This is a genomic window from Desulfurivibrio modestus (assembly GCF_044068625.1).
GTDB lineage: Bacteria > Desulfobacterota > Desulfobulbia > Desulfobulbales > Desulfurivibrionaceae > Desulfurivibrio.
In genome coordinates this window covers 1-20717 of the sequence record NZ_JBIPKH010000030.1, presented here as the reverse complement: position 1 = coordinate 20717, position 20717 = coordinate 1, and the positions used below count along the sequence as shown (strand labels likewise).

Below are 20717 nucleotides of genomic sequence, written 5' to 3'. Positions count from 1 at the left end.
ATGCAGATCGGCATGGATTGGAATCAACCCCTTCGCTTAACAAGCAGGAGAGAAGATGAGCGATCGGCAGCAAAAAATTCTCCTGGTGGACGACGAGGCCACCTTTCGCCGCCGGCTGGAAAAGGCTTTTGCCCGCCGGGGCTTAACGGTTTTCGGGGCCGGCGACTACGATACCGCCATCGCCATCATCCATGGCGAGAAACCTGATCTGGCGGTGATCGACCTGCGGATGCCCGGCCGCTCCGGCCTGGAGCTGGTGGCCGCCGCCCGGCGGATCCACCCGGACCTGGCCATGGTGGTGCTGACCGGCTACGGCAGCATCGCCACCGCCACGGTGGCGATCCGCCTGGGGGCCGTGGCCTACCTGCCCAAACCCGCCGACGCCGATGAGATTCTGCTGGCTTTCCGTGGCCAGCCGGCCCCGGAGCTGGAGGTGGACCAGGAAACGGATGGCGACGAGTCCGGGAGCAAAAAAACCAAAACCACGAAAGCTAAATTCCCGGCTCCCTCCCTGGCCCGGGCGGAGTGGGAGCATATCAACCGGGTGCTGGCCGACTGCGACGGCAATATCTCCCAGGCCGCCCAGCGCCTGGGCCTCCACCGCCGCACCCTGCAAAGAAAACTGCAGAAGATGCCCCCCCGCCGCTGATTCTAGCCGTTCAAGAGCTTGACCACCGGGTATTTATCCCACATCTCCACCACGTTAAGACAGGCCAGGCTCTGTTCGATCCGGAAGATATGGCGGAGCGGCAGTTGCAGAAAGTGGCAGAGAATAACCCGGTTGATGCCGCCGTGGGCGACCACGATCACCTCCCGGCCGGGATGGGCGGCCAGGATCTTTTTGATCGCCCGCCGACCCCGCCGGGCCACCTCCAGGGTGTTTTCTCCCTCCGGCGGACTGAAACCCAGGGGATCGGCGGCCCAGGCCTCGAAATGCTCGGGCCAGGCGGCCCGGATCTCCCGAAAGCTCAACCCCTCCCAGACTCCAAAATGGCGCTCCCGCAGATCGGGTATCGGGATCGGATTCAACCCCAGGGGGGCGGCGATGATCTCCGCGCTGACCCGGGTACGGCTTAAGGGCGAACAGTAGAGGGCCGCAGGGGCCGGAGGGGGGGCGGCGGAAACGGGGTCCGACCCGTTGGGGGCCGGCCGATGAATCTCCCCCAGGTAGTCACCGGCCCGGGCAGCGGCCGCCGCCGCCAACCGCCGCCGCAAACGGCCAGCGGTCTCCTCGATCTGGGCCCGGCCCGCCGCCGCCAGCGGCACATCGATACTCCCCTTGTAGCGGGCCTCACCATCGCCTTCGGTGGCCCCATGCCTTACCAGATAGAGAGTCGTAACCATATCAGCACCGCCAACAGGAAGAAAAGTTCGCCCAACTCGTTGAGCGCCCCCAGACTGTCACCGTTGAGGCCGCCAAAACGACGATGAAACATGGCCATCAGCCAGCGGCCCCACAGGTGGAGCAACCCGGGCAGGGCGAGATAAAAGGCCCAGGAAAAGGGGGGCAGATAGGCGGCGAGCAGCAGGGCCGGCACCAGCAGCAACCCCAGCAGGGTCGCCCCCCCCCAGAGCAGTTGCCGGCGGCCCACCTTGCCCAGAAAGAGCCGTCCCAGGCCGTCGGGCCGGGAGGGCACGGCAGCGGGCATGACGCTGAGCATCGCCCACTTGCCCAAGGCGGGCAGCAGCAGCAGGCTGGAGTAGTAGGCGGCGTAGGAGTTGTGGGAGAGGCTTTTCAGGGCCTGGAACTTGAGCAGCAGGAGGAAAAAGACCGCCAGCATGCCAATGGCCCCGGTGGCCGAGTCCTTCATCGCCGCCAGCCGCCGCTCCCGGTCGGCATCATCATCGCCGCTGGATTTCACCGCCAGGGCATCGAAGGTATCGGCCAGGCCATCCTGGTGAAAGCCGCCGCTGACCAGCACCGCCACCAGCAGCACCAGCCACAGGGCCAGATCGGGGTGAAAAAACCAGCCGGCGGCCAGGTCGGTGGCCACCAGCAACAACCCCTGCAGCCCCCCCACCAGAACAAAGGCGCCGGCGGAGCGGGTCAGATCCCGCTCGCTCACCGGGGTCCGCCAGGCGGGCAATGGCACAATGGTCAAAAAAACCAGGGCCAGCCACAGCGATTTCATGAGCCGCCCTGCCCCGGCCGCAAACCGGCGGCCAGCAGAAGGGCGGCTTCGGCCAGGTTGCCCTCGCTGAGATGGCGGGTAACCGAAAGGCGCAGCCGGGCGCTGCCCTCGGGTACGGTGGGGGGGCGCACCGCCACCACGAACAGACCCCGGGACCGCAACTCCTCGGCGGCCAGGGCGGCGGCGGCGCTCTTCCCCACCGGCAGCGGAATGATCTGGGATGGGCCCAGATCCGTCTCAATGCCGGCCTGGGTCAGTTGACCCTTAAAAAAATCAACTCTGCGCCAGAGATCGGTCCGCAGCTCCGGTTCCTCCACCATCAGGGCCAGGGCGGCCAGGGCGGCGGCGGTGGTGGCCGGCGGCAGGGCGGTGGAGAAGATGAAGCTGCGAGCCCGGTTGACCAGATAGTCGATCATCTCCCGGTCGCCGGCGACATAGGCCCCATAGGAGCCCAGGGCCTTGCCCAGAGTCCCCATCACCAGATCCACCCGTGGGGCAAGGCCGGCCTCAGCCACCAGTCCGGCGCCATGGGGACCGAACAGGCCGGTGGCGTGGGCCTCGTCCACCAGCAGGCGGCAACCGTAGCGCTCCTTCAGCTCCACCACTTCGGCCAACGGACAGAGATCGCCATCCATGCTGTAAAGGGATTCCACCACAATCAGGGCCTGACCCGCCCCGCCCCGCCGCTTTTGGAGCAACTCCTCCAGATGGTTGCAATCGTTGTGATGGAAGCGGTGCAGCTGGGCTCCGGAAAGGCGGCAGCCGTCATAGATGCTGGCATGGCTGAGCCGGTCGGCGAAGATCTGGTCATGGCGACCCACCAGGGCGGGAATAATCCCGATATTGGCCAGATAACCGCTGCCGAAGAGCAGGGCCGCCGGCAGCCCCTTGAACAGGGCCAGGGCGGCTTCCAACCGGCGGTGCAGCTCCAGGTTGCCCCCCATCAGGCGGGCGGAGCCGGCTCCGGTACCGAAAAGGCTCATGGCCTCGGCCGCCGCCGTCAGCAAGCGGGGGTGGCGACTCAACCCCAGATAATCGTTGGAAGAAAAATCCAGCATCTCGCCAAATTGGGGCAGAGCAATCCGCCCCCCCTCGGGATGCTCCAGGGGCAACAGACGGCGCAGCTTACCCCGCCGCTGCTGTTCACTTAAAAAATCGCTCAATCTGACCACAAGGCCACCATCTGGCGGGCAAACTCCCGGTCCGCGGCCGGGGTCCGGCCCCGTTGAGTGAGATAGCCGCCGATCATCATCCCGTCGGCCCCGGCCATGAAGGCGGCGGCGAGAAAGTCGTCCAGGGCCGCCTCCCGCCCCCCGGCCAGGCGCACGCAAACCCGGGGCAGCAGCAGCCGGCAATAGGCGATTCCCCGGAGAATTTCCCGGATCGGCAAAGGGCTGGTCCCCTCCAGGGGGGTTCCCGGCAGGGGGATCAGAATGTTGAGGGGGACCGAATCCACCTCCAGCTCGGCCAGGGTGGTGGCCATGCTCAAGCGGTCCTCCTCCTCCTCCCCCAAACCGAAGATCCCCCCGGCACAAACCTCCAGCCCGGCCGCCTGGGCGGCCCGAATGGTGGCGATCCGATCGGCGAAGGTGTGGGTGGTGGTGACCTGGGGAAAGAACCGTTCCGAGGTTTCCAGGTTGTGATGGTAACGGCTCATCCCCGCCGCCTTGAGTCGGGCCAGGGTGGCATGATCGAGAATCCCGAAGGAGCCGCAGACCTTGATCCCCACCTGCTCCCGCACCGCGGCGATGGCCGCCGCCACCGGCTCGACCTCCGCCACCGGCAGCCCCCGGCCACTGGTGACCAGGGAGAAACGCGCCGCCCCGTCCGCCTTGGCGACCCGGGCGGCAGCCACCACCTCTTCCGTGCTTTTCAGGGGATAGATCGGGGCCTCGGTCCGGTAGTGGCCGGATTGGACACAGTAGCGGCAATCCTCGCTGCAGCGCCCCGATTTGGCGTTGATGATGCTGCAGAAGGAGAAGGCGGTTTTCCGCCGCTCCAGCTTGACGGCCAACGCCGCCGCCAGCAGCTCGGCGGTGGGCATGCGTCGCAATTTTTCCGCTTCCGGGACCACCGACACCACCTCTCCTTAGCTATTTTTTGAGCCCGAAAATACCACCCTTGACAAAGGCGGGGGCTCGACCCTCCCGGCGGCGGCCGGGGCGGGCGCTCTTACGTTTAACGGCGGGAGGGGGCGGGGCGGCGGCACTGATGATCGCCGAGGGCTGCTCCCCGGTCAAGGCGGCCCGGTACAACTCATAAAGGGCCAGGCATTGGGGGAAATAGCCCTTGCGAGCCAAGGGCTTGGGCCACTCGCCAACCTCCTCCTCGGACTCCACCGGGCAGTGGGCCAGCAGCAGGGGCAGATTGCTGAGCAACATGGCCAGGGATTCCTTGGAGCTGCGTTTGATATTGAGCGGGACCAGTATCTCGTCCAGCTCGCTCCGCAACTTACGGGAGAAACGGTAGGCCCCGCTCCGATCCAGCTCCTTGGCCAACAACTCGAACCGGGCCTCGGCCCAGGGGAGCAGCAGCAGGGCCAGCAACATCTCCTCGGAAAACTCTTTCCCGGCGGCCACCATCTGGTCGACCATCCGCAACAGCTTAAAAAGCAGGGTCACCAGTGGTGCGGGGGCAATCAGCCGCTGACTCTCCTGGTCGGCGGGGCCCGGCGGCGGTAAAATCCCGCGATAAAAGGGGAACAGTTCAAAAAAGATCCCGCTGGCCAAGGCAAAATCGGCCCAACTCCGGCTGGCGCCGGCCCGCAGATCCTTGAACAGCTCATCCCGCAGCCGGGAATCGGGGCAGAGCCCCAGCTTATCCACGTGCCGGCAAATCGCCAGCCAGGTTTCATTCTCGATGGTGAAATCACTGCGGGCGGCATGGCGGATGGCCCGCAGCATCCGCACCGGATCACGAAGCAGGCGACGGTCCGGGTCTCCCACCAGGCGGACCAGGCGATTCCGCAGATCCTCCACCCCCCCGGTGTAGTCGATCACCGTGAAATTTTCGATCTCGTAAAAGAGGGCGTTGATGGTCAGATCCCGGCGGAAGGCGTCCTCCACCGGGGTGCCGAAGGTGTTGTCGTGGGCTAACGTCTCGATCTCGCCGCCGTTGGCTTCAAACTCGCTGCGGCACCGGAAGGTGGCGACCTCGATGATCTTGCCGCCGGGGAAAAAGACCTGCACCAGGCGGAAACGACGGCCGATGATGCGGCTGTTACGGAAGATCTTGCGCAACTCGCCGGGCTTGGCGCTGGTGCTGATATCAAAATCCTTGGGCTTCTTGCCCAGCAGCAGGTCACGCACCCCCCCGCCCACCAGATAGGCCAGATGCCCCTCATCCCGCAGGCGGTGCATCACCTTGAGGGCTTCCCGGTCGATATCGGCCCGGGAAACGGTATGCTCGGCCCGGGGTATCACCCGGGGCTGGGGCGACATGGTTGCGGTCATCGCTTCTGCTTCTTCACGCAAAGCGGCGGAATCGTCAAGCTGAGACACCAGGGGGCTACCTCTGCTCCTTGTAAACGGATTCGGCCTGGCTGACAAACTGATCGAAAACTTCCTTCACCGTCAGAATCTCTTTCATCTTCCAGACATTTTCACCGGTGAAAAAGAGGCCTTCCTCCAGATCGCCCTGGTAGGCTTTCTGCAAACGGTCGCTGATGCAATAAAAATGATCGCACTTTTTCAGGCACTTCCAACGGCACTCCTTGGCCTTCATCTCGACCTTGTCGGCCAGCCGCTGAACAAAGGGGGTTTTGAGCGCCCGGCCCGGCAACCCCACCGGCGAACGGATCAGGGTGACATCTTCCGGCCGGGCCTTGAGCATGGCCTGCTTGAAATTATCATCGGCCGAACACTCCTTGGTCAGCACGAAACGGGTGGCGATCTGCACCCCATCGGCCCCATATTTATCCATCATTTCAGCCATTTCAAAGCCATCGGTGATCCCGCCGGCGGCGATCAGCGGCACCTTCTTGACCACCTTGCGCACCTCGGGGAAGAGCTCACGCAGAGCCCGGTCGGTCCCCAGATGGCCGCCGGCCTCCTTGGCCTCCACCACGATGGCCGCCGCCCCCAGCTTTTCCGCCAGACGGGCGAAGGCGGGCGAGGAGACAATGGAAACGATGGGGGTATTGGTCTCCTGGCCGATCTTGAAGATATCACGGGAAAAACCGGCTCCGGTGATGATCATGTCCACCCCGGCCTCAATGGAGCCCATCACCAGCTGGTAAAAATTCTTCATGGCAAACATGATGTTGACCGCGATAACCCCGTCGGTTTCGCGCTTGGCCTTGCGAATATCGGCCTGCAACTCCTCCACCGGCAGGCCCGAGCCGCCGATGGTGCCGATTCCGCCACATTGCGCCACCGGAACCGCCAGGGCAGAGGTGGAAACCCGAATGGACATACCACCTTGAATCAAGGGGATCGGCGCGGTAAAACGGCCGATGGTCAGGGAAGGAAGCTTCATCGTGGAAAAATACTCCGCTTGCTTGTTGTTTTTTGGGCGTTAGAGCTGGTAAACAAAATTACCCGGCCACCGGAGGTCGATTATGTTTGCCCCCCTCGCCGGGAATGTGATTCAATGTCAGCACAAAACTTGAACTGTCTCTTATGACAAAAAGGTTAAAAAGGCAATCTTTTTTGTCGGCGTGACCGCCGACGATTGACAGTCGGCGTAACCATCAACTGACAGTCGGCGTGACCATCAACTGACAGTCGGCGTAACCATCAACACAAAGCCGCCGGCCGGGTCCGGCGTTATCACCGGGAGACAATTTATACATGAACCAAGCGCCGTCGGCCGAACCAGAAATTGCGCCCCCGATCAGGATTCTGGCGGTGGACGACGACCCCCAGATTATCAGCCTGTTGAAAAGCGCCATCACCGCCTTCGGTTTTGGGTGTGAAACCGCCGCCGATGGAGTGGAGGCCCTGGCCAGGGCCCAAAAGGAAAAATTTGCCATTGTGCTGACCGACCTCACCATGCCCCGCATGGACGGCATGACCCTGCTCAAGGAACTGAAAAACCTTTATCCCCGCCTGGACGTGATCGTGATCACCGGCTACGCCGAAAATTTCAGTTACACCGACGTGATCAAGGCCGGGGCCTGCGACTTTATCGCCAAACCATTCAATATCGATGAACTGGAGGCCAAACTGCGCCGGGCCCTGCGCGAACAGGATCTGGTGCGCAAACTGGAGCATCTCTCCATGTGCGACGCCCTGACCGGGCTCCACAACCGGCGCGGCTTCGAGGCCGAACTCCGGGAGGAGATTCCCCGGGGCCAGCGCCAGAACTACTCGGTTTTCCTGGCCATCATCGACATGGACAAATTCAAGTCCTACAACGACCAGCACGGCCACCAGGCCGGCGACGAGGCCCTCAAATCGCTGGGCCGCCTGCTGCTGAGCCACACCCGCGACAAGGTGGACTGGTGCTGCCGTCCCGGCGGCGACGAGTTCGCCATTATTCTCCCCTACACCTCGGCGGAACAGGCCAGGGCCGTCTGCCGGCGGATCCTGGAGCAGTACCGCGCAAACCCCTTCGGCGAGACCACCCTGAGTATCGGCCTGGCCCGTTTCGTCGGCTCGCCCAACCTCGATCTGGAGGAAGCGATCCATAATTTCATCCGCCGGGCCGACCAGGCGATGTACCGGGCCAAAAAGGCCGGCGGCGATCAGATCTGCTTCGACGACGCCCTGCCGGCCGACTAAACCGCCGGCCGCGGCCCACTTAGCCCTCACCTGGAATCAGCCCCCCTTACCCGCAAAATAATTTGTATTTCTCCCTGCCCTCTGGTATATAAGCCCATCGTATTTCCATAATCTTAAGGAGGATCGTCAACATGGGAAACAGCACAGACACAACAGCAACCGCAGGTGGGGAGTCCTTTGCCGATCTGTTTGAACAGAGCATCCAGGTAGCGGATGTGGGCGAAGTGGTCAAAGGCGAAGTTATCGCCGTGGGTAAGGATTATGTTCTCGTGGATATCGGGGACAAATCGGAAGGCGAAATCGACATTACCGAATTTAGAAACGAAGAGGGTGAAATCTCCGTAAAAGTCGGCGACACCTTTGAAGTATTTGTTGAAAAGCGGGAGCCCGAGGGCGGCATCAAGCTCTCCCGCGAACGGGCCATCGGCATCAAGGTCTGGGAGGAGATCGCCCGGATCCAGGAGGCCGACGAAACCATCAGCGGCCGGATCGACAGCCGGGTCAAGGGCGGCCTCTCGGTGGATATCGGCGTCCCCGCCTTTCTGCCCTACTCCCAGATCGACCTGCGCCCGGTCCGCGATCTCGACGCCCTGATCGGCGACACCTTCGAATTCAAGATTCTCAAATACAACCGCCGCCGCAACAACGTGGTGATCTCGCGGCGGGCGATCATGGAAGCGGAGCGCGCCCATCTGCGCGAGGAGATGAAGGGCACCCTGGAGGAGGGCCAGGTCCTCACCGGTTCGGTGACCAACATCACCGATTACGGGGTCTTCGTCGACCTCGGCGGCATGGACGGCCTCTGCCATATCACCGATCTCTCCTGGGGCCGGGTATCCCACCCCTCCAAGATGTTCAAGGTGGGCGACGAAATCCAGGTCAAGGTTCTCAAATACGACCAGGAAAACGACAAGGTCTCCCTGGGGGTCAAGCAGCTCAAGAGCGATCCCTGGGAAACCATTCTCCAGCGCTATCCGGTGGGAGCCAAGGTTCCCGGCAAGGTGGTCAGCATCACCGACTACGGCGCCTTTGTCGAGCTGGAGGAGGGGGTCGAGGGCCTGGTCCATATCTCCGAGATGTCCTGGTCCAAGAAATCCCGCCACCCCTCCAAGATTGTCACCGTCAGCGACGAGGTCGAGGTGGTGGTGCTCAATGTCGACCCCGAGGCCAAGCGGATCTCCTTGGGCATGAAGCAACTCCAGCCCAACCCCTGGGATATGGTGGCGGAGAACTACCCGGCGGGCTCGATCATCGAGGGCAAGGTCAAGAACATCACCGATTTCGGCATTTTCATCGGGATCGAGGAGGGGATCGACGGCCTGATTCACGTCTCCGACCTCTCCTGGACCGAGCGGATCAAGCACCCCGGCGAGAAGTACGCCAAGGGTGAGACCATCCAGGCCGTGGTCCTCAAAATCGACAAGGAGAACGAGCGCTTCTCCCTGGGGATCAAGCAACTGCAGCCCGACCCCTGGGAAGCGGCGGTGGAAAAATACGCCATCGGCACCAAGCTGACCGGCAAGATCACCAACGTCACCGAATTCGGCGTTTTCGTCGAGCTGGAAGAGGGGATCGAAGGCCTGATCCATGTCTCCGAGCTGAGCAAGGAAAAGGTGGAAACCCCCGTCGGCCTCTACAACGTCGGTGATGAACTGGAAGCCCGAGTGATCAACGTTTCGGCCCGGGATCGCAAGATCGGTCTCTCCATCAAGGCCTTAAGCGGCGAGAGCGAAGAGGCCCGGGTGGAAGAGTACAAACAGAAACAGGCGAAAAGCGGTCCTTCCACCCTGGGCGACCTGCTCAAGGAGGAGCTGAACCGGGAGAAGGAAGGGGCTTGATTTTCAGCCCCGGCCTCGGCGGTGATCACCCATGAGTGACCCGACTCCATTGCGGCGTAAACACCCGATCATGACCGGCTGCCTGCTGCTGGTCGTGGTCGGGCTGCTCTTCTGGGCCGCGGTCAGCTTTTTTCTGGGCTCGTTGCTCCGCTCCTCCGGCTCCGACCTGCTCGGCTCCGGCATCCGCAAGGAGGGAGTTGGGGTGGTCGAGATCCGGGGGGTGATCGCCTCCGCCGATCAGCTCGTCGCCCGCCTCCGCGAGTTCCGGGAGCAGGAGAACATCCGGGCCATCGTGCTGCGGATCGACAGCCCCGGCGGGGCGGTGGGCGCCTCTCAGGAGTTGTTCACCGAAGTCAAGCGCACCAACGCAGTCAAGCCGGTGGTGGTCTCCATGGGTTCGGTGGCGGCCTCCGGCGGGCTCTATGCCGCCTTGGGGGCGGAGAAGATCATCGCCAACCCCGGCTCCCTTACCGGCAGCATCGGGGTGATCATCAAGTTCGCCAATCTGGAGGAGTTGTTCGATAAGATCGGTTATCGCAGTGAGACGATCAAAAGCGGGGAACTGAAAGATATCGGCGCCTCCGGCCGGCCCATGCTGCCCGCCGAGCGGGCCATGCTCCAGGAGATGATCGACGGCGTTCACGATCAGTTTGTCGCCGCAGTGGTGGAAAGCCGCGGGCTACCCGAATCGACGGTGCGGGCCTTTGCCGACGGCCGGATCTTTCCCGGCAGCAAGGCTTTGGAGCTGGGGCTGATCGACGGCCTGGGCAATCTCAACGACGCGGCCATGGCCGCCGCCGAGCTGGCCGGCATGGCGCCGGGCGTGATGCCGCGCCTGATCTACCCGCCCCGGCGCGATCTCTCCCTGCTTACCCTGCTGCTCGGCAGCCGGGCCGAGACGCGGTTGACCCCGCCCATACATATAACACCGGTCCTTGCCTACGAATGGACCATTACCCCATAATCAAAAGGAAAACAGTCATGCTCAAACGGGATCTCATCAACGCTGTAGCCGAAGAAATGCCGGGTTTTCTTAAAAAGGATCTGGATCAGGCCGTCGATATCATGCTGGAGGGAATTCTGAACGCGCTGGAGGAAAATCGCCGGGTGGAGATCCGGGGTTTCGGCAGCTTCTCGGTTCGCGAACGCAAGGCCCGCACCACCAAGAACCCCCGCACCGGCAAGGTGATGCATATCCCGCCCCGCAAAAATGTTCATTTCACCATGAGCAAATCCCTCAAGGACGGGTTGATCGAGGGATAACCATTCAGCCGCCGACCCTTGGCGGCTAAAGCAGTTTGCCCTTGCCGGGCCGGAGGATGGTCAGTTCGTCGTCGTCGAGCATGGCCGCAACCGTCGAGGGCATGGGCGCGGTCAGCGGGCCGCTGTCGATGATATAATCAACCTGGTTGCCGTAACGCTCCTCAACTTCATAGGCGTGGATCAGGGCCGGAAAATCGGGATCATCGGGGGCCGCGCTGGTGGTCAGAATGGGGTTGCCCAGACCATGAACCAGGTCCATGCAGATCTGGTTTTCCGGCACCCTGATCCCCACCGTTTTCTGTTTGGTCATCATGATCTTTGGCACCAGCTTGGTTGCGGGCAGAACAAAGGTGTAGGGGCCGGGCAAACATTTTCGCATTACCCGGTAGCCGGTATTGGAAACCTGGGCATAGCTGCTCAGATCCTTGAGATCGGCGCAGATAAAGCTGAAGGGCTGGGAAAAGGGCCGCTGCTTGATCTGGTAGATCCGCTTCACCGCCTTCTGATTGAAGATATCACAGCCGATTCCATATACCGTATCGGTGGGATAGCAGATCACCGCCCCGTGGCGAAGCGCTTCAACCACCTGTTTAATCAGGCGCGGTTGGGGGTTGTCCGGGTTGATCGAAAGCAGCATCGTTTTCTCCTCGTCTTTAATGATAAGTCAACCGGTGATTCTAGCCTATTGCCTCAAATCCCGCAATCGTCAGTATCTTAAGGAGTTTATCCATGACCCTGGACAATCTGGAAACCGCTTACACCTTTGATGACCTGCTGCTGGTTCCTGCCGCCTCCGAGGTTCTCCCTTCGGCGGTGGACCTGGCCACCCGCCTCACCCGGGGAATCGCCCTCAAGATCCCGCTGATGAGCGCCGCCATGGACTCGGTCACCGAGCATCGCACCGCCATCACCATGGCCCGGGAGGGGGGGATCGGCATTATTCACAAAAACATGACCATCGCCGAGCAGGCCAAAGAGGTCCGCCGGGTGAAAAAATCGGAGTCGGGGATGGTGATCGACCCCATCACCGTGGAAGAGGAGCGCACCGTCCGCGAGGTCAACGAGATCATGCAGTACAACCATATCTCCGGGGTGCCGGTGCTGCGGAACGGCAAGCTGGTGGGGATCGTCACCAACCGCGATCTGCGCTTCGTCACCGACGAGAACCTCAAGGTGCGGGATGTGATGACCAGCAAGAACCTGGTCACCGCCCGACCGGGGATCACCCTGGAACAATCCAAGGCTCTGCTCCACGAGCACCGGATCGAAAAGCTGCTGGTGGTGGATGAGGCCGGGGTGCTGCAGGGGCTGATCACCATCAAGGATATTGAGAAGATCAGGCGCTACCCCCTGGCCGCCAAGGATGAACTCGGCCGCCTGCGGGTCGGCGCCGCCATCGGAGTCAACACCCCCCTGGCCGATGTGGAACAACTGGTGGCGGTGGGGGTGGACGTGGTGGTGCTGGACTCGGCCCATGGCCATTCCAGGAATATCATCGACGCCCTGCGGCGAATCAAGGACGCTTTCCCCGCGCTGCCGGTGATCGCCGGCAACGTGGCCACCGCCGAGGGTACCGAGGCCCTGATCAAGGCCGGTGCCGACTGCGTCAAGGTGGGGGTGGGCCCCGGCTCGATCTGCACCACCCGGATCGTGGCCGGAGTCGGGGTGCCGCAGTTGAGCGCCATCCACAACTGCACCCGGGTGGCCGACCGCTACGATATCCCGATCATCGCCGACGGCGGCATCAAATTTTCCGGCGAGATCACCAAGGCCATCGGCGCCGGAGCCAGCGTGATCATGATCGGCAGCCTCTTCGCCGGCACCGACGAATCCCCCGGCGAGACCTTTCTCTACCAGGGCCGGACCTACAAGGGCTACCGGGGGATGGGCTCCCTGGGGGCCATGCAGAAGGGCAGCTCCGACCGCTATTTTCAGGACAACACCGACAACCAGGCCAAGCTGGTACCCGAAGGGATCGAAGGCAAGGTTCCCTATCGCGGGCCGCTCTCCACCATGATCTACCAGCTGATGGGCGGTCTGCGCTCGGGCATGGGCTATGTGGGCGCCGGCCGCATCGACGAGCTGCGCAACAAGGCCAAGTTTGTCCGGATCACCCAGGCCGGGCTCAAGGAGAGCCATGTCCACGACGTGATCATCACCAAGGAAGCGCCTAATTACCGTTTGGGATAAACCATGGATATTCATAGTGAAAAAATTCTGATCCTCGATTTCGGCTCGCAATACACCCAGTTGATCGCCCGCCGGGTCCGCGAGGCCCATGTCTACTGCGAACTCCACCCCCACGATATGGGGATCGAAGAGATTCGGGCCTTTGCCCCCAAGGGGATTATCCTCTCCGGCGGCCCCAAGTCGGTTTACGAGACCGAGGCGCCCTCGCTTGATGAACGGCTGCTGGAACTGGGGGTGCCGGTACTGGGGATCTGCTACGGCATGCAGGTGATGGCCCGCCATTTCGGCGGCGAGGTGGTGCCGGCCGGCAAACGGGAGTACGGCCACGCCGAGATAACCGTCCAGGGTGAGCCGGATCAACTCTTCGACGGTTTTTTTGTCGAGGAGAAGAGTCCGGTCTGGATGAGCCACGGCGACCACGTGGCCCGGCTGCCCGAGGGGTTCACCGTGGTGGCGGCCACCGCCAACGCTCCGGTGGCCGCCATCCAGGACAGTGCCCGCCGTCTCTACGGCGTCCAGTTCCACCCCGAGGTCAACCACACCCCGCGGGGTGAGATCCTGCTCGACACCTTTGTCCGCAAGATCTGCCTCTGCCACGGCCACTGGACCCCGGGCCGGATCATCGACGACGCGGTGGCCCGGATCAAGGAGCGGGTGGGCGATGATCGGGTGATCCTGGGGCTTTCCGGCGGGGTCGACTCCTCGGTGGCCGCCGCCCTGATCCACCGGGCCATCGGCGAGCAGCTCAACTGCGTCTTTGTCGATACCGGCCTGCTCCGCCTGGGGGAGGGCGACCAGGTGATGGCCACCTTTGCCGAAAACATGGGAGTCAAGGTGGTGCGAGTCGATGCCGAGGAGCGTTTCATGGGCGCCCTGGCCGGGGTCGATGACCCGGAACGGAAACGCAAGATCATCGGCAACCTGTTCATCGAAATCTTCGAAGAGGCGGCGGGCGGCTTAACCGACGCCCGCTGGCTGGCCCAGGGCACCATCTACCCCGACGTGATCGAATCGGCCGGCGGCAAGACCGGCAAGGCCCAGAATATCAAAAGCCATCACAACGTCGGCGGCCTGCCCGAACATATGAAGCTCAAGCTGCTGGAGCCCCTGCGGGAGCTGTTCAAGGATGAGGTGCGGGCCATCGGCGACGAGCTGGGGCTGCCCCGCCAGATGGTCTGGCGCCACCCCTTCCCCGGCCCCGGCCTGGGGGTGCGGATCCTGGGGGCGGTGACCAAGGAGTACGCCGATATCCTGCGCCAGGCCGACGCCATCTATATTGAAGAACTTTACCAGAGCGGCTGGTATGATAAGATCAGTCAGGCCTTTGCCGTCTTCCTGCCGGTCAGAAGCGTCGGGGTGATGGGCGACGGCCGCACCTATGAGCATGTGGTGGCCCTGCGGGCGGTGGAAACCAAGGATTTCATGACCGCCACCTGGTCCCAGCTGCCCTACGACCTGCTGGCCAGAATCGCCGGCCGGATCATCAACGAGGTGCGGGGAGTCAACCGGGTGGTTTATGATATCTCTTCCAAGCCGCCCTCAACCATTGAATGGGAATAGCCCGGACGGACAAGCCGATGGGGAGTGGAAAAAGCAGGAAGGGGGAGAAACTGGGCGAACTGGAGCAGGCCAATCGCCTGCTGGAGAATTTTTCCCGGATCGCCGCGACCATCAACGCCCCCCGGCTCAGTTTTGAGCGCCGGATCCAGCGGGTGCTGGAGATCATCCTCGACTACCTGGGGGCGGCCCACGGTTCGATCATGATGCGGGAGGGGCGCGGCAAACGCCTGACGGTCCGGGCCGCCAGCCGCCGGGAGCTGATCGGGTGCCGCCAGTCCCTGGGCACCGATTCGGTGGCGTCCTGGGTCGCCCGCCACCGGGAACCGCTCTACGTCCCCGATATCGAGAATGATCCCCGTTTCGCCCGCCGGGCCACCGGCAGCCAATACCGGAAAAACTCCCTGCTCTCCGCCCCGATCATCCACCGCGACAGGGTGGTGGGGATCATCAACGTCACCGACAAGATCGGCGAACACGACCTGTTGCCGGAGGATATCGGCCGGCTGCTGGAGTTCGGCAGCGTGATCCTGGCCCTGCTGGTCCAGCAGGATCTGCAGCAGCAGCTCCAGCGCCAGCGCGACATTCTTCGGCAGCGCAACCGGGAACTCCAGCGGCAGCAGCAGATGCGAGCCGAACTCTCCCGGCTGCTGGTCCATGACCTCAAGGGGCCGCTTTCGGAAGTGGTGGCCAACCTGGATATCCTCTCCTACAGTCTGGAAGGGGAGTCGGCTGAATTTCTGGAGTCGGCCCAGGTGGCCTGCAACAAGGCGGTACGGATGGTCAGCAACCTGGGCACCATCGACAAGATCGAGGATGGCGGCTTCAAGCTGATTCCCGAACAGGTGGACCCGGCCATGCTGGTCAAGGAATCACTCAGCGACATCAAGGGGATGGCCGCCATCCGGGGGATCTCTCTTAAGCTGATGCTGCCCCAGCTCTCCCCGGAGGTGATCCGGGTGGACCGGGTGCTGATCCTGCGGGTGCTGCAGAATCTACTGACCAACGCCCTGGGCCACAGCCCGGCGGCCACCGAAATCAGCTTCGGTTACCGGCTGGACCAGGAGGGCCAGGCCCTGGAGTTTTTTGTCCAGGACCAGGGCCCGGGCATCCCCCCGGAGAAATTGCCCACCATTTTTGAAAAATACAGCCGGATCTCGGAAAGACAGGACGCCCTGGTGGGTTCCGGCCTGGGCCTCTACTTCGCCAAACTGGCGGTGGAGCTGCATGGCGGCACCATCGGGGCCACCAGCCGGCCCGACCAGGGCAGCCGGTTTTACTTCTTTCTGCCTGTTAGCTGAAAAGGGATCGCGACCGGAGATGGATATCCTCAGCCCCCAGGAGATGAATTTCCTCATCGTGGACGACGTGGACAACATGCGCCGTTCCATCCGGGCCATGCTCAAGCTGCTCAACTACGGCAAACTCTTCTACGAAGCGGCCAACGGCCGCGACGCCTGGGAGTTTTTGCAGGATGAGAACATCACCATCCATTTCATCATCTCCGACTACCACATGCCGCACACCACCGGCACCGAACTGCTCAACCTGATCCGTTCCAGCCGGCGCACCCGGGATATCCCCTTCCTGATGGTCACCGCCGAGGCCAACATGGATATCGTGGCGGAGGCGGCCGAACACGATGTGGACGCCTATCTGACCAAACCCTTCGTCACCGCCACCCTGGACCACAAAATCAAAGAGCTGCTGGACCGGATCCGCAACCCGCCCCCCGTCACCATCCACCTGGAAAAATCCCGCCGGCTGGAGGAGGAGGGCAACCTGGCCGGGGCCATTGCCGAGGCCAAAAAGGCCGCCGCCGCCAACAGCCACTCCTCGCGCCCCTTTCGGGAGCTGGGCCGGCTGTTTGCCAAAAAAGGGGAGATCGAAAAGGCCCAGGCCTGCTTCGAGCAGGCGATCCAGCGCAACCGGCTGGATGTCACCTCCTACCACGCCCTGGGCCAGATCGCCTTCCGCCGCAACAACACGGAAAAAGCGATCAGCTACTTTTCCCGGGCCATGGAGATCAGCCCCCGCCACTCCGACCGAGCCCTCCAGTTTGCCAAGCTGCTCTTTAAAAAGAAGCAGCTCCAGGAGGCGGAAAAGGTGCTCAAACTGGTCCTGCGGCACAAGGTCAACGACATCGACTTCAAGGAGGAGATGGGCGAGATGGCCCTGGAGGGGGGGCTCTACAACCTGGCGGCCAAGGCCTTCCGCGAGGCGATCAAGGGCGACGCCAACCGCCAGTACCTGAACAAGAAGCTCGGTGCCGCCCTGCTCAAGGCCGGCGAACACAGCGAGGGCGCCCGGATCCTGGAAGCGGCGGCGGCCCAGAGCCCCAAGGATGTCGAACTCCTGATCCAACTGGCCAAGGCCTACATGGAGATGGGAATGCCCCGGCGGGCCGACAACGTGGCCGCCAGGATATTCCGCATCGACCCCGGCAACCTGGAAGCCCGCAACATCATGGAAAAATGTGCTTAAACCAACCAGCCAGCAACCAGCAAACGAGACGGTGAGCCATGGCCCTGCCGGATGAGCACCATACTCTGCTGCTGGCCCTCCTGGCGGATAATTCCACGGGAAGCAGGTTGTTCGGTGAGCGCTGGCCGGAGCTGGCCCAGGCCCTGCGGCGGCTGCTGCGCCAGGACAGCCTGGGTGAACCGGAAGCGCGCGGCGAGATCCTGCTTTTCCGCTATCCCAACCCCGCCGCCGCCCTGAAATCGTGGTCGACCCGCCTGCTGGAGTTGAAAAAGCGCCTTAACTGGGAACCGCTCCTGGGCCCCATCCCCCTGCGCCTGATCCTGGACCTGGAAAACGATAACGGGGAAGATGTTCCGCCCCAACTAACCGATCCCACCGGGGGAAGCTGGCAGGAGCTGCAAGCGGAAACCATCCATCTCAGCCCCGCCCTGGGCCGGCGCTGGGCGGAGCTGGCCGACCCGCAAAAACTCGGGACTCCATCCCCCGTCGCCCTGGCCGGGGGCCTGACGGCCCTGATCCCGGCGGCCCCCAAGCCCCAGGCCCCGCCCCTCTTTCCCCATCGCCGCCTGCCGCTGGGCGGTAAGTTCAAACCCTGCTTCTACTGCGGCCAGACCACCCACCAGCCCGCCGACTGCCCGGGCAAGATGCTGACCATGCAAACCCAGGGACTGCCCACGGCGGGCTACCTCCCCCTGGAGCAGCTCGCTCAGCTCTTCCGAGAGGCCATGGAGGGGCAGGGGCAACTCAACCCCCTGTTGGTGACGGGAGTCGACCACTCCCAGTTGCGCAAAACCCCCCTGCTCCACACCTACGTGACCTATTTCGATCTCAACAAGGTCTTCCAGCCCCGTTTTCTGGCCGCCATCGCTTTTTCCACCCACAGCCAGTGGGAGGAGCTGGGGCGGCCGGAATCGATCAACGTGGAAAACAACAACCTGTTCTTAGGGCTGGACTGCCTGCGGGTCGGCCAGTACCACCGGGCCAACGAACTGTTCATCGCCGAGGGCCGCCGGCCCCGGGGCAAGGAGCTTTACGCCACCATCGGCCGCGCCTTCATCTCCCTGGAGCAGAACCGTCATCAGGATATGGAGTACTTCCTGGAAAGCGCCCTGAAGATGGCGATCAGCAACCGGGACCGGATCTACCTCTGCCTGCTGCTCACCCGCCACTACCGGCTGATGGAGGAACCATGGAAGGCCAGTCAGGCCCTGGACAACATCCTGACCTTCCAGCGGGATTGCCTGGAGGCGCTCTATCTGCAGGTGCAACTGGCGGTGGATCGAGGCCTGGTTCCCCAGGCCCTGGAGGGGATCCGCTCCCTGGTTGAAGAGGAGCGAACCTTCTTTATCCAGGCCCTGATGGACCCGGAGCTCACTCCCATTCAGGGGGAGGTCGAGGAGATTCTCCGGTCCCGCCTGCGCATCCAGGCCCAGGAAGCGGAGGAACGACTGGCCCAGGCCCGGGTCACTTGCGAGGAGATGGAGTTGTGGCTGGAAGAGAACGACCCGGGGCTGAAAACCCTGCGCGGCGACCTGGCGATCATCGAGGGGCAGGCGGGCCAGCAAAGCTACTTCGACCTGGTCGATGTCGCCGAGAAATCACGCTCCCTGGTGATCAACTGTCACCGGACCCAGGAGGCCCGGCTCGACGCCCTCCACGACCGGCTGACGGCAACCGGCCGGCGCCTGGAGGAGTTTCGCCGACTCTGGCGGGATTATCCCCACCGCCCCTTTTTCCCCTCCTTCGCCGCCACCCTGGCCAAGGTGGGAAAAGCGGTGGCCAAGGCCGCCGGCGAGGGGACGAAAAATATGCACGGCGCCCTTTACCGCGCCCTGATCAACTCCCTGGAGGAATGCGACCGGGATTTCGCCCTGCTGACCCGGATCGCCACCCAGATGGCCTGGCTTCGCACCCTGTTCCAGGCCGGCAAACAGTTCCTGCGCTCGCTGGTGGTGGCGGAGATCGCCCTGCTCAGCTTCACCCTCATCCTGCTGGTGGCCCTGATCATGCTGGCGGCGGACTCCCCCACCGCCTCGGGCCTGGCCCAGATGCTCCGGGATCCGGCCCTGCAGAAGCGGCTGCTGACCCTGGTCACCCTGGTGCTGGCGCCGATCTTTGCCCTGATCCACACCCTCTGGCGGACCCTGGAACAGCTCTAAGCTCAGCGGGAAGGCGGGTTCCCGGGCACCGGGGTCGCGGCGGAGATGGCCGGGGCCCGGGGAATGAAGAGTTCCCGCAACTGCCGATCCCGGACCAGGGTCTGCAGAAAGCCGGCCCCGGTCGCCAGGTGGGGGCTGAAGTAGGAGTTCTGCAACAGGGGGTTGAGGGGGGTGGCCAGCCCGGAGAAGGCCAGATAGAAGAGGACCATCAGCAGATAGGCCTTGGCCCCGCCGAAGGCCCCGCCCAGCACCCGGTCGAACCAGGGACTGAGGGAGAGATTGACCACCCGCCGCAAAACCGGAATCAGCAGGCGGACCCCGATATAGACGGCCAGCAGCAGCAGCAGGTAGGCCAGGATAAAGGAGAGCCGGGGCGAGGCGATGGGGGGAGAGAGCAGGGCGTGGAACTGGCCGGCATAGGTCCCGGTCACGGCAAAAGCCGCCAGCAGGGCGGTCACCAGGGCCAACTGGCGGATCAGCCCCACCCAGGTTCCCCAGGCGAGAAAAAAGATCATTATGGCAATAAGAGCGGTATCCAGGACAGTCATCATCGGCATGATCGCCAGCGTTAGGGTTGACGGAAGGTTGCCCGCAGCAAAGCTTTTTCCGGGGAAAAGCGCAACCATTTTCCCCGCCAGCCGCCCAGGGAGAGAACCAGCCCCATGAACATAGCCAATTTCCTTGCCACCGTGCCCCTCTTCAAGGGGTTGAGCCCGGAGCAGTACGATGAACTGGCGATGATCGCCACCGACCAGGAGTATGCCCGGGGCAGCACCATTTTTGCCGAAGGCGATCCCGGCGACGGTTTTTTCCTGGTGGTCAGCGGCCTGGTAAAGATATACAAACTCTCCCCGGAGGGCAAGGAGCAGATTCTGCACATCTTCGGCAGCGGCGAACCCTTCGCCGAAGCGGCGGTCTTCATCGGCTCCCCCTACCCGGCCCACGCCATGGCCCTGGAAAAGAGCCGGGTTCTCTTCCTGCCCCGCCGGGCCTTCATCGCGCTGATCAACCGCAACCCGGAACTGGCCCTCAACATGCTGGCCGCCCTCTCCCGGCGGCTGAAAAGGTTTGCCCAACTGATCGAGGAGTTGTCCCTGAAGGAGGTCCCCGGTCGGCTGGCCGCCCATCTGCTCTACCTCAGCCGCCAACAAGCGGATCAGGACCAGGTGCTGCTGCCGGTGAGCAAGAATCAACTGGCCGGGCTGCTCGGCACCATCCCCGAAACCCTCTCCCGCATCTTGAGCAAGCTGGCCAAGGCGGAGATGATCGCCATCGACGGACCCCGGATCACCATCCTCGACCGGGAAGCCCTGGCGGAACTGGCCGCCGGGGAAGCCAAGCTTTAGCCTGGCCACCCCGGCGGGACCGGGA

General features: G+C 63.2%; 19 protein-coding genes. 11 read left to right on the top strand and 8 right to left on the bottom strand.

Annotation, left to right across the window (positions count from 1 at the left end):
* Nucleotides 1–55: 55 nt before the first annotated feature.
* Nucleotides 56–649, top strand: coding sequence for a response regulator transcription factor (locus tag ACHHRT_RS12640; protein ID WP_395500137.1), 594 nt, complete (start codon nucleotides 56–58; stop codon nucleotides 647–649).
* A gap of 2 nt (nucleotides 650–651) precedes the next feature.
* Here the strand turns inward: ACHHRT_RS12640 and ACHHRT_RS12635 are convergent, their stop codons facing one another.
* Genes ACHHRT_RS12635 through ACHHRT_RS12610 form a run of 6 tightly spaced genes read right to left on the bottom strand, consistent with a single transcriptional unit; the run spans nucleotide 652 to nucleotide 6608 of the window.
* Nucleotides 652–1344, bottom strand: a complete 693-nt coding sequence (locus ACHHRT_RS12635; protein WP_395500136.1) for a histidine phosphatase family protein — start codon at nucleotides 1342–1344, stop codon at nucleotides 652–654.
* On the bottom strand, nucleotides 1320–2132 hold the full coding sequence (cobS, locus tag ACHHRT_RS12630; RefSeq protein ID WP_395500135.1) for an adenosylcobinamide-GDP ribazoletransferase: 813 nt from the start codon (nucleotides 2130–2132) through the stop codon (nucleotides 1320–1322). The genes ACHHRT_RS12635 and cobS overlap by 25 nt, the downstream gene beginning before the upstream one ends.
* Complete coding sequence (gene bioF, locus ACHHRT_RS12625) at nucleotides 2129–3304, bottom strand: 8-amino-7-oxononanoate synthase (protein WP_395500134.1); 1176 nt, start codon at nucleotides 3302–3304, stop codon at nucleotides 2129–2131. The genes cobS and bioF overlap by 4 nt, the downstream gene beginning before the upstream one ends.
* Complete coding sequence (gene bioB, locus ACHHRT_RS12620) at nucleotides 3292–4212, bottom strand: biotin synthase BioB (RefSeq protein WP_395500133.1); 921 nt, start codon at nucleotides 4210–4212, stop codon at nucleotides 3292–3294. Before bioB ends, bioF begins: the two co-directional genes overlap by 13 nt.
* A gap of 13 nt (nucleotides 4213–4225) precedes the next feature.
* Nucleotides 4226–5632 (bottom strand): poly(A) polymerase, encoded by a 1407-nt coding sequence (locus ACHHRT_RS12615; protein ID WP_395500132.1) that lies wholly within the window; start codon nucleotides 5630–5632, stop codon nucleotides 4226–4228.
* Between the two features lie 7 nt (nucleotides 5633–5639).
* Nucleotides 5640–6608 (bottom strand): NAD(P)H-dependent flavin oxidoreductase, encoded by a 969-nt coding sequence (locus ACHHRT_RS12610; protein WP_395500131.1) that lies wholly within the window; start codon nucleotides 6606–6608, stop codon nucleotides 5640–5642.
* A 314-nt stretch (nucleotides 6609–6922) separates the two neighbouring features.
* Here ACHHRT_RS12610 and ACHHRT_RS12605 point away from each other — a divergent pair, with 314 nt between their 5' ends.
* The 4 genes from ACHHRT_RS12605 to ACHHRT_RS12590 all read left to right on the top strand — a co-directional run bounded on the left by ACHHRT_RS12605 (nucleotide 6923) and on the right by ACHHRT_RS12590 (nucleotide 10956).
* Nucleotides 6923–7855, top strand: a complete 933-nt coding sequence (locus ACHHRT_RS12605) for a GGDEF domain-containing response regulator (RefSeq protein ID WP_395500130.1) — start codon at nucleotides 6923–6925, stop codon at nucleotides 7853–7855.
* 131 nt (nucleotides 7856–7986) lie between these two features.
* Nucleotides 7987–9693, top strand: coding sequence for a 30S ribosomal protein S1 (locus tag ACHHRT_RS12600; RefSeq protein ID WP_395500129.1), 1707 nt, complete (start codon nucleotides 7987–7989; stop codon nucleotides 9691–9693).
* Between the two features lie 31 nt (nucleotides 9694–9724).
* The gene (gene sppA, locus ACHHRT_RS12595) at nucleotides 9725–10657 is read left to right on the top strand and encodes a signal peptide peptidase SppA (RefSeq protein WP_395500128.1); all 933 of its coding nucleotides are present in this window, start codon (nucleotides 9725–9727) and stop codon (nucleotides 10655–10657) included.
* Between the two features lie 17 nt (nucleotides 10658–10674).
* A complete protein-coding gene (locus tag ACHHRT_RS12590; protein ID WP_395500127.1) occupies nucleotides 10675–10956 on the top strand; it encodes an HU family DNA-binding protein in 282 nt (93 codons plus the stop codon).
* Between the two features lie 25 nt (nucleotides 10957–10981).
* On the opposite strand, the gene ACHHRT_RS12585 is transcribed toward ACHHRT_RS12590, so the two are convergent.
* Nucleotides 10982–11593, bottom strand: coding sequence for an L-threonylcarbamoyladenylate synthase (locus ACHHRT_RS12585; protein WP_395500126.1), 612 nt, complete (start codon nucleotides 11591–11593; stop codon nucleotides 10982–10984).
* 92 nt (nucleotides 11594–11685) lie between these two features.
* On the opposite strand from ACHHRT_RS12585, the gene guaB reads away from it, so the two are divergent.
* The 5 genes from guaB to ACHHRT_RS12560 are packed head-to-tail and all read left to right on the top strand — an operon-like array spanning nucleotide 11686 to nucleotide 19346.
* The gene (gene guaB, locus ACHHRT_RS12580; RefSeq protein ID WP_395500125.1) at nucleotides 11686–13146 is read left to right on the top strand and encodes an IMP dehydrogenase; all 1461 of its coding nucleotides are present in this window, start codon (nucleotides 11686–11688) and stop codon (nucleotides 13144–13146) included.
* 3 nt (nucleotides 13147–13149) lie between these two features.
* Nucleotides 13150–14706 carry a glutamine-hydrolyzing GMP synthase gene (gene guaA, locus ACHHRT_RS12575; RefSeq protein WP_395500124.1) on the top strand — a complete coding sequence of 519 codons (1557 nt, stop codon included), beginning with the start codon at nucleotides 13150–13152 and terminating at the stop codon, nucleotides 14704–14706.
* Nucleotides 14707–14723: 17 nt separating this feature from the next.
* The gene (locus ACHHRT_RS12570) at nucleotides 14724–16004 is read left to right on the top strand and encodes a GAF domain-containing sensor histidine kinase (protein ID WP_395500123.1); all 1281 of its coding nucleotides are present in this window, start codon (nucleotides 14724–14726) and stop codon (nucleotides 16002–16004) included.
* A gap of 19 nt (nucleotides 16005–16023) precedes the next feature.
* On the top strand, nucleotides 16024–17187 hold the full coding sequence (locus ACHHRT_RS12565; protein ID WP_395500122.1) for a tetratricopeptide repeat protein: 1164 nt from the start codon (nucleotides 16024–16026) through the stop codon (nucleotides 17185–17187).
* A gap of 38 nt (nucleotides 17188–17225) precedes the next feature.
* Complete coding sequence (locus ACHHRT_RS12560) at nucleotides 17226–19346, top strand: tetratricopeptide repeat protein (RefSeq protein ID WP_395500121.1); 2121 nt, start codon at nucleotides 17226–17228, stop codon at nucleotides 19344–19346.
* 2 nt (nucleotides 19347–19348) lie between these two features.
* Here ACHHRT_RS12560 and ACHHRT_RS12555 read toward each other — a convergent pair whose 3' ends face one another.
* A complete protein-coding gene (locus tag ACHHRT_RS12555; protein WP_395500120.1) occupies nucleotides 19349–19903 on the bottom strand; it encodes a CvpA family protein in 555 nt (184 codons plus the stop codon).
* 105 nt (nucleotides 19904–20008) lie between these two features.
* Between ACHHRT_RS12555 and ACHHRT_RS12550 the strand changes: the two genes are divergently transcribed.
* Nucleotides 20009–20692 (top strand): Crp/Fnr family transcriptional regulator, encoded by a 684-nt coding sequence (locus ACHHRT_RS12550; protein ID WP_395500119.1) that lies wholly within the window; start codon nucleotides 20009–20011, stop codon nucleotides 20690–20692.
* Nucleotides 20693–20717 lie beyond the last annotated feature (25 nt).

What these genes read in the sequence shown, in the direction of transcription:
- ACHHRT_RS12640 (WP_395500137.1), top strand. Translation starts at nt 56, where the DNA reads ATGAGCGATCGGCAGCAAAAAATTCTCCTGGTGGACGACGAGGCCACC.
- ACHHRT_RS12635 (WP_395500136.1), bottom strand. Translation starts at nt 1,344, where the DNA reads ATGGTTACGACTCTCTATCTGGTAAGGCATGGGGCCACCGAAGGCGAT.
- cobS (WP_395500135.1), bottom strand. Translation starts at nt 2,132, where the DNA reads ATGAAATCGCTGTGGCTGGCCCTGGTTTTTTTGACCATTGTGCCATTG.
- ACHHRT_RS12610 (WP_395500131.1), bottom strand. Translation starts at nt 6,608, where the DNA reads ATGAAGCTTCCTTCCCTGACCATCGGCCGTTTTACCGCGCCGATCCCC.
- ACHHRT_RS12605 (WP_395500130.1), top strand. Translation starts at nt 6,923, where the DNA reads ATGAACCAAGCGCCGTCGGCCGAACCAGAAATTGCGCCCCCGATCAGG.
- ACHHRT_RS12600 (WP_395500129.1), top strand. Translation starts at nt 7,987, where the DNA reads ATGGGAAACAGCACAGACACAACAGCAACCGCAGGTGGGGAGTCCTTT.
- sppA (WP_395500128.1), top strand. Translation starts at nt 9,725, where the DNA reads ATGAGTGACCCGACTCCATTGCGGCGTAAACACCCGATCATGACCGGC.
- ACHHRT_RS12590 (WP_395500127.1), top strand. Translation starts at nt 10,675, where the DNA reads ATGCTCAAACGGGATCTCATCAACGCTGTAGCCGAAGAAATGCCGGGT.
- ACHHRT_RS12585 (WP_395500126.1), bottom strand. Translation starts at nt 11,593, where the DNA reads ATGCTGCTTTCGATCAACCCGGACAACCCCCAACCGCGCCTGATTAAA.
- guaB (WP_395500125.1), top strand. Translation starts at nt 11,686, where the DNA reads ATGACCCTGGACAATCTGGAAACCGCTTACACCTTTGATGACCTGCTG.
- guaA (WP_395500124.1), top strand. Translation starts at nt 13,150, where the DNA reads ATGGATATTCATAGTGAAAAAATTCTGATCCTCGATTTCGGCTCGCAA.
- ACHHRT_RS12570 (WP_395500123.1), top strand. Translation starts at nt 14,724, where the DNA reads ATGGGGAGTGGAAAAAGCAGGAAGGGGGAGAAACTGGGCGAACTGGAG.
- ACHHRT_RS12565 (WP_395500122.1), top strand. Translation starts at nt 16,024, where the DNA reads ATGGATATCCTCAGCCCCCAGGAGATGAATTTCCTCATCGTGGACGAC.
- ACHHRT_RS12560 (WP_395500121.1), top strand. Translation starts at nt 17,226, where the DNA reads ATGGCCCTGCCGGATGAGCACCATACTCTGCTGCTGGCCCTCCTGGCG.
- ACHHRT_RS12555 (WP_395500120.1), bottom strand. Translation starts at nt 19,903, where the DNA reads ATGCCGATGATGACTGTCCTGGATACCGCTCTTATTGCCATAATGATC.
- ACHHRT_RS12550 (WP_395500119.1), top strand. Translation starts at nt 20,009, where the DNA reads ATGAACATAGCCAATTTCCTTGCCACCGTGCCCCTCTTCAAGGGGTTG.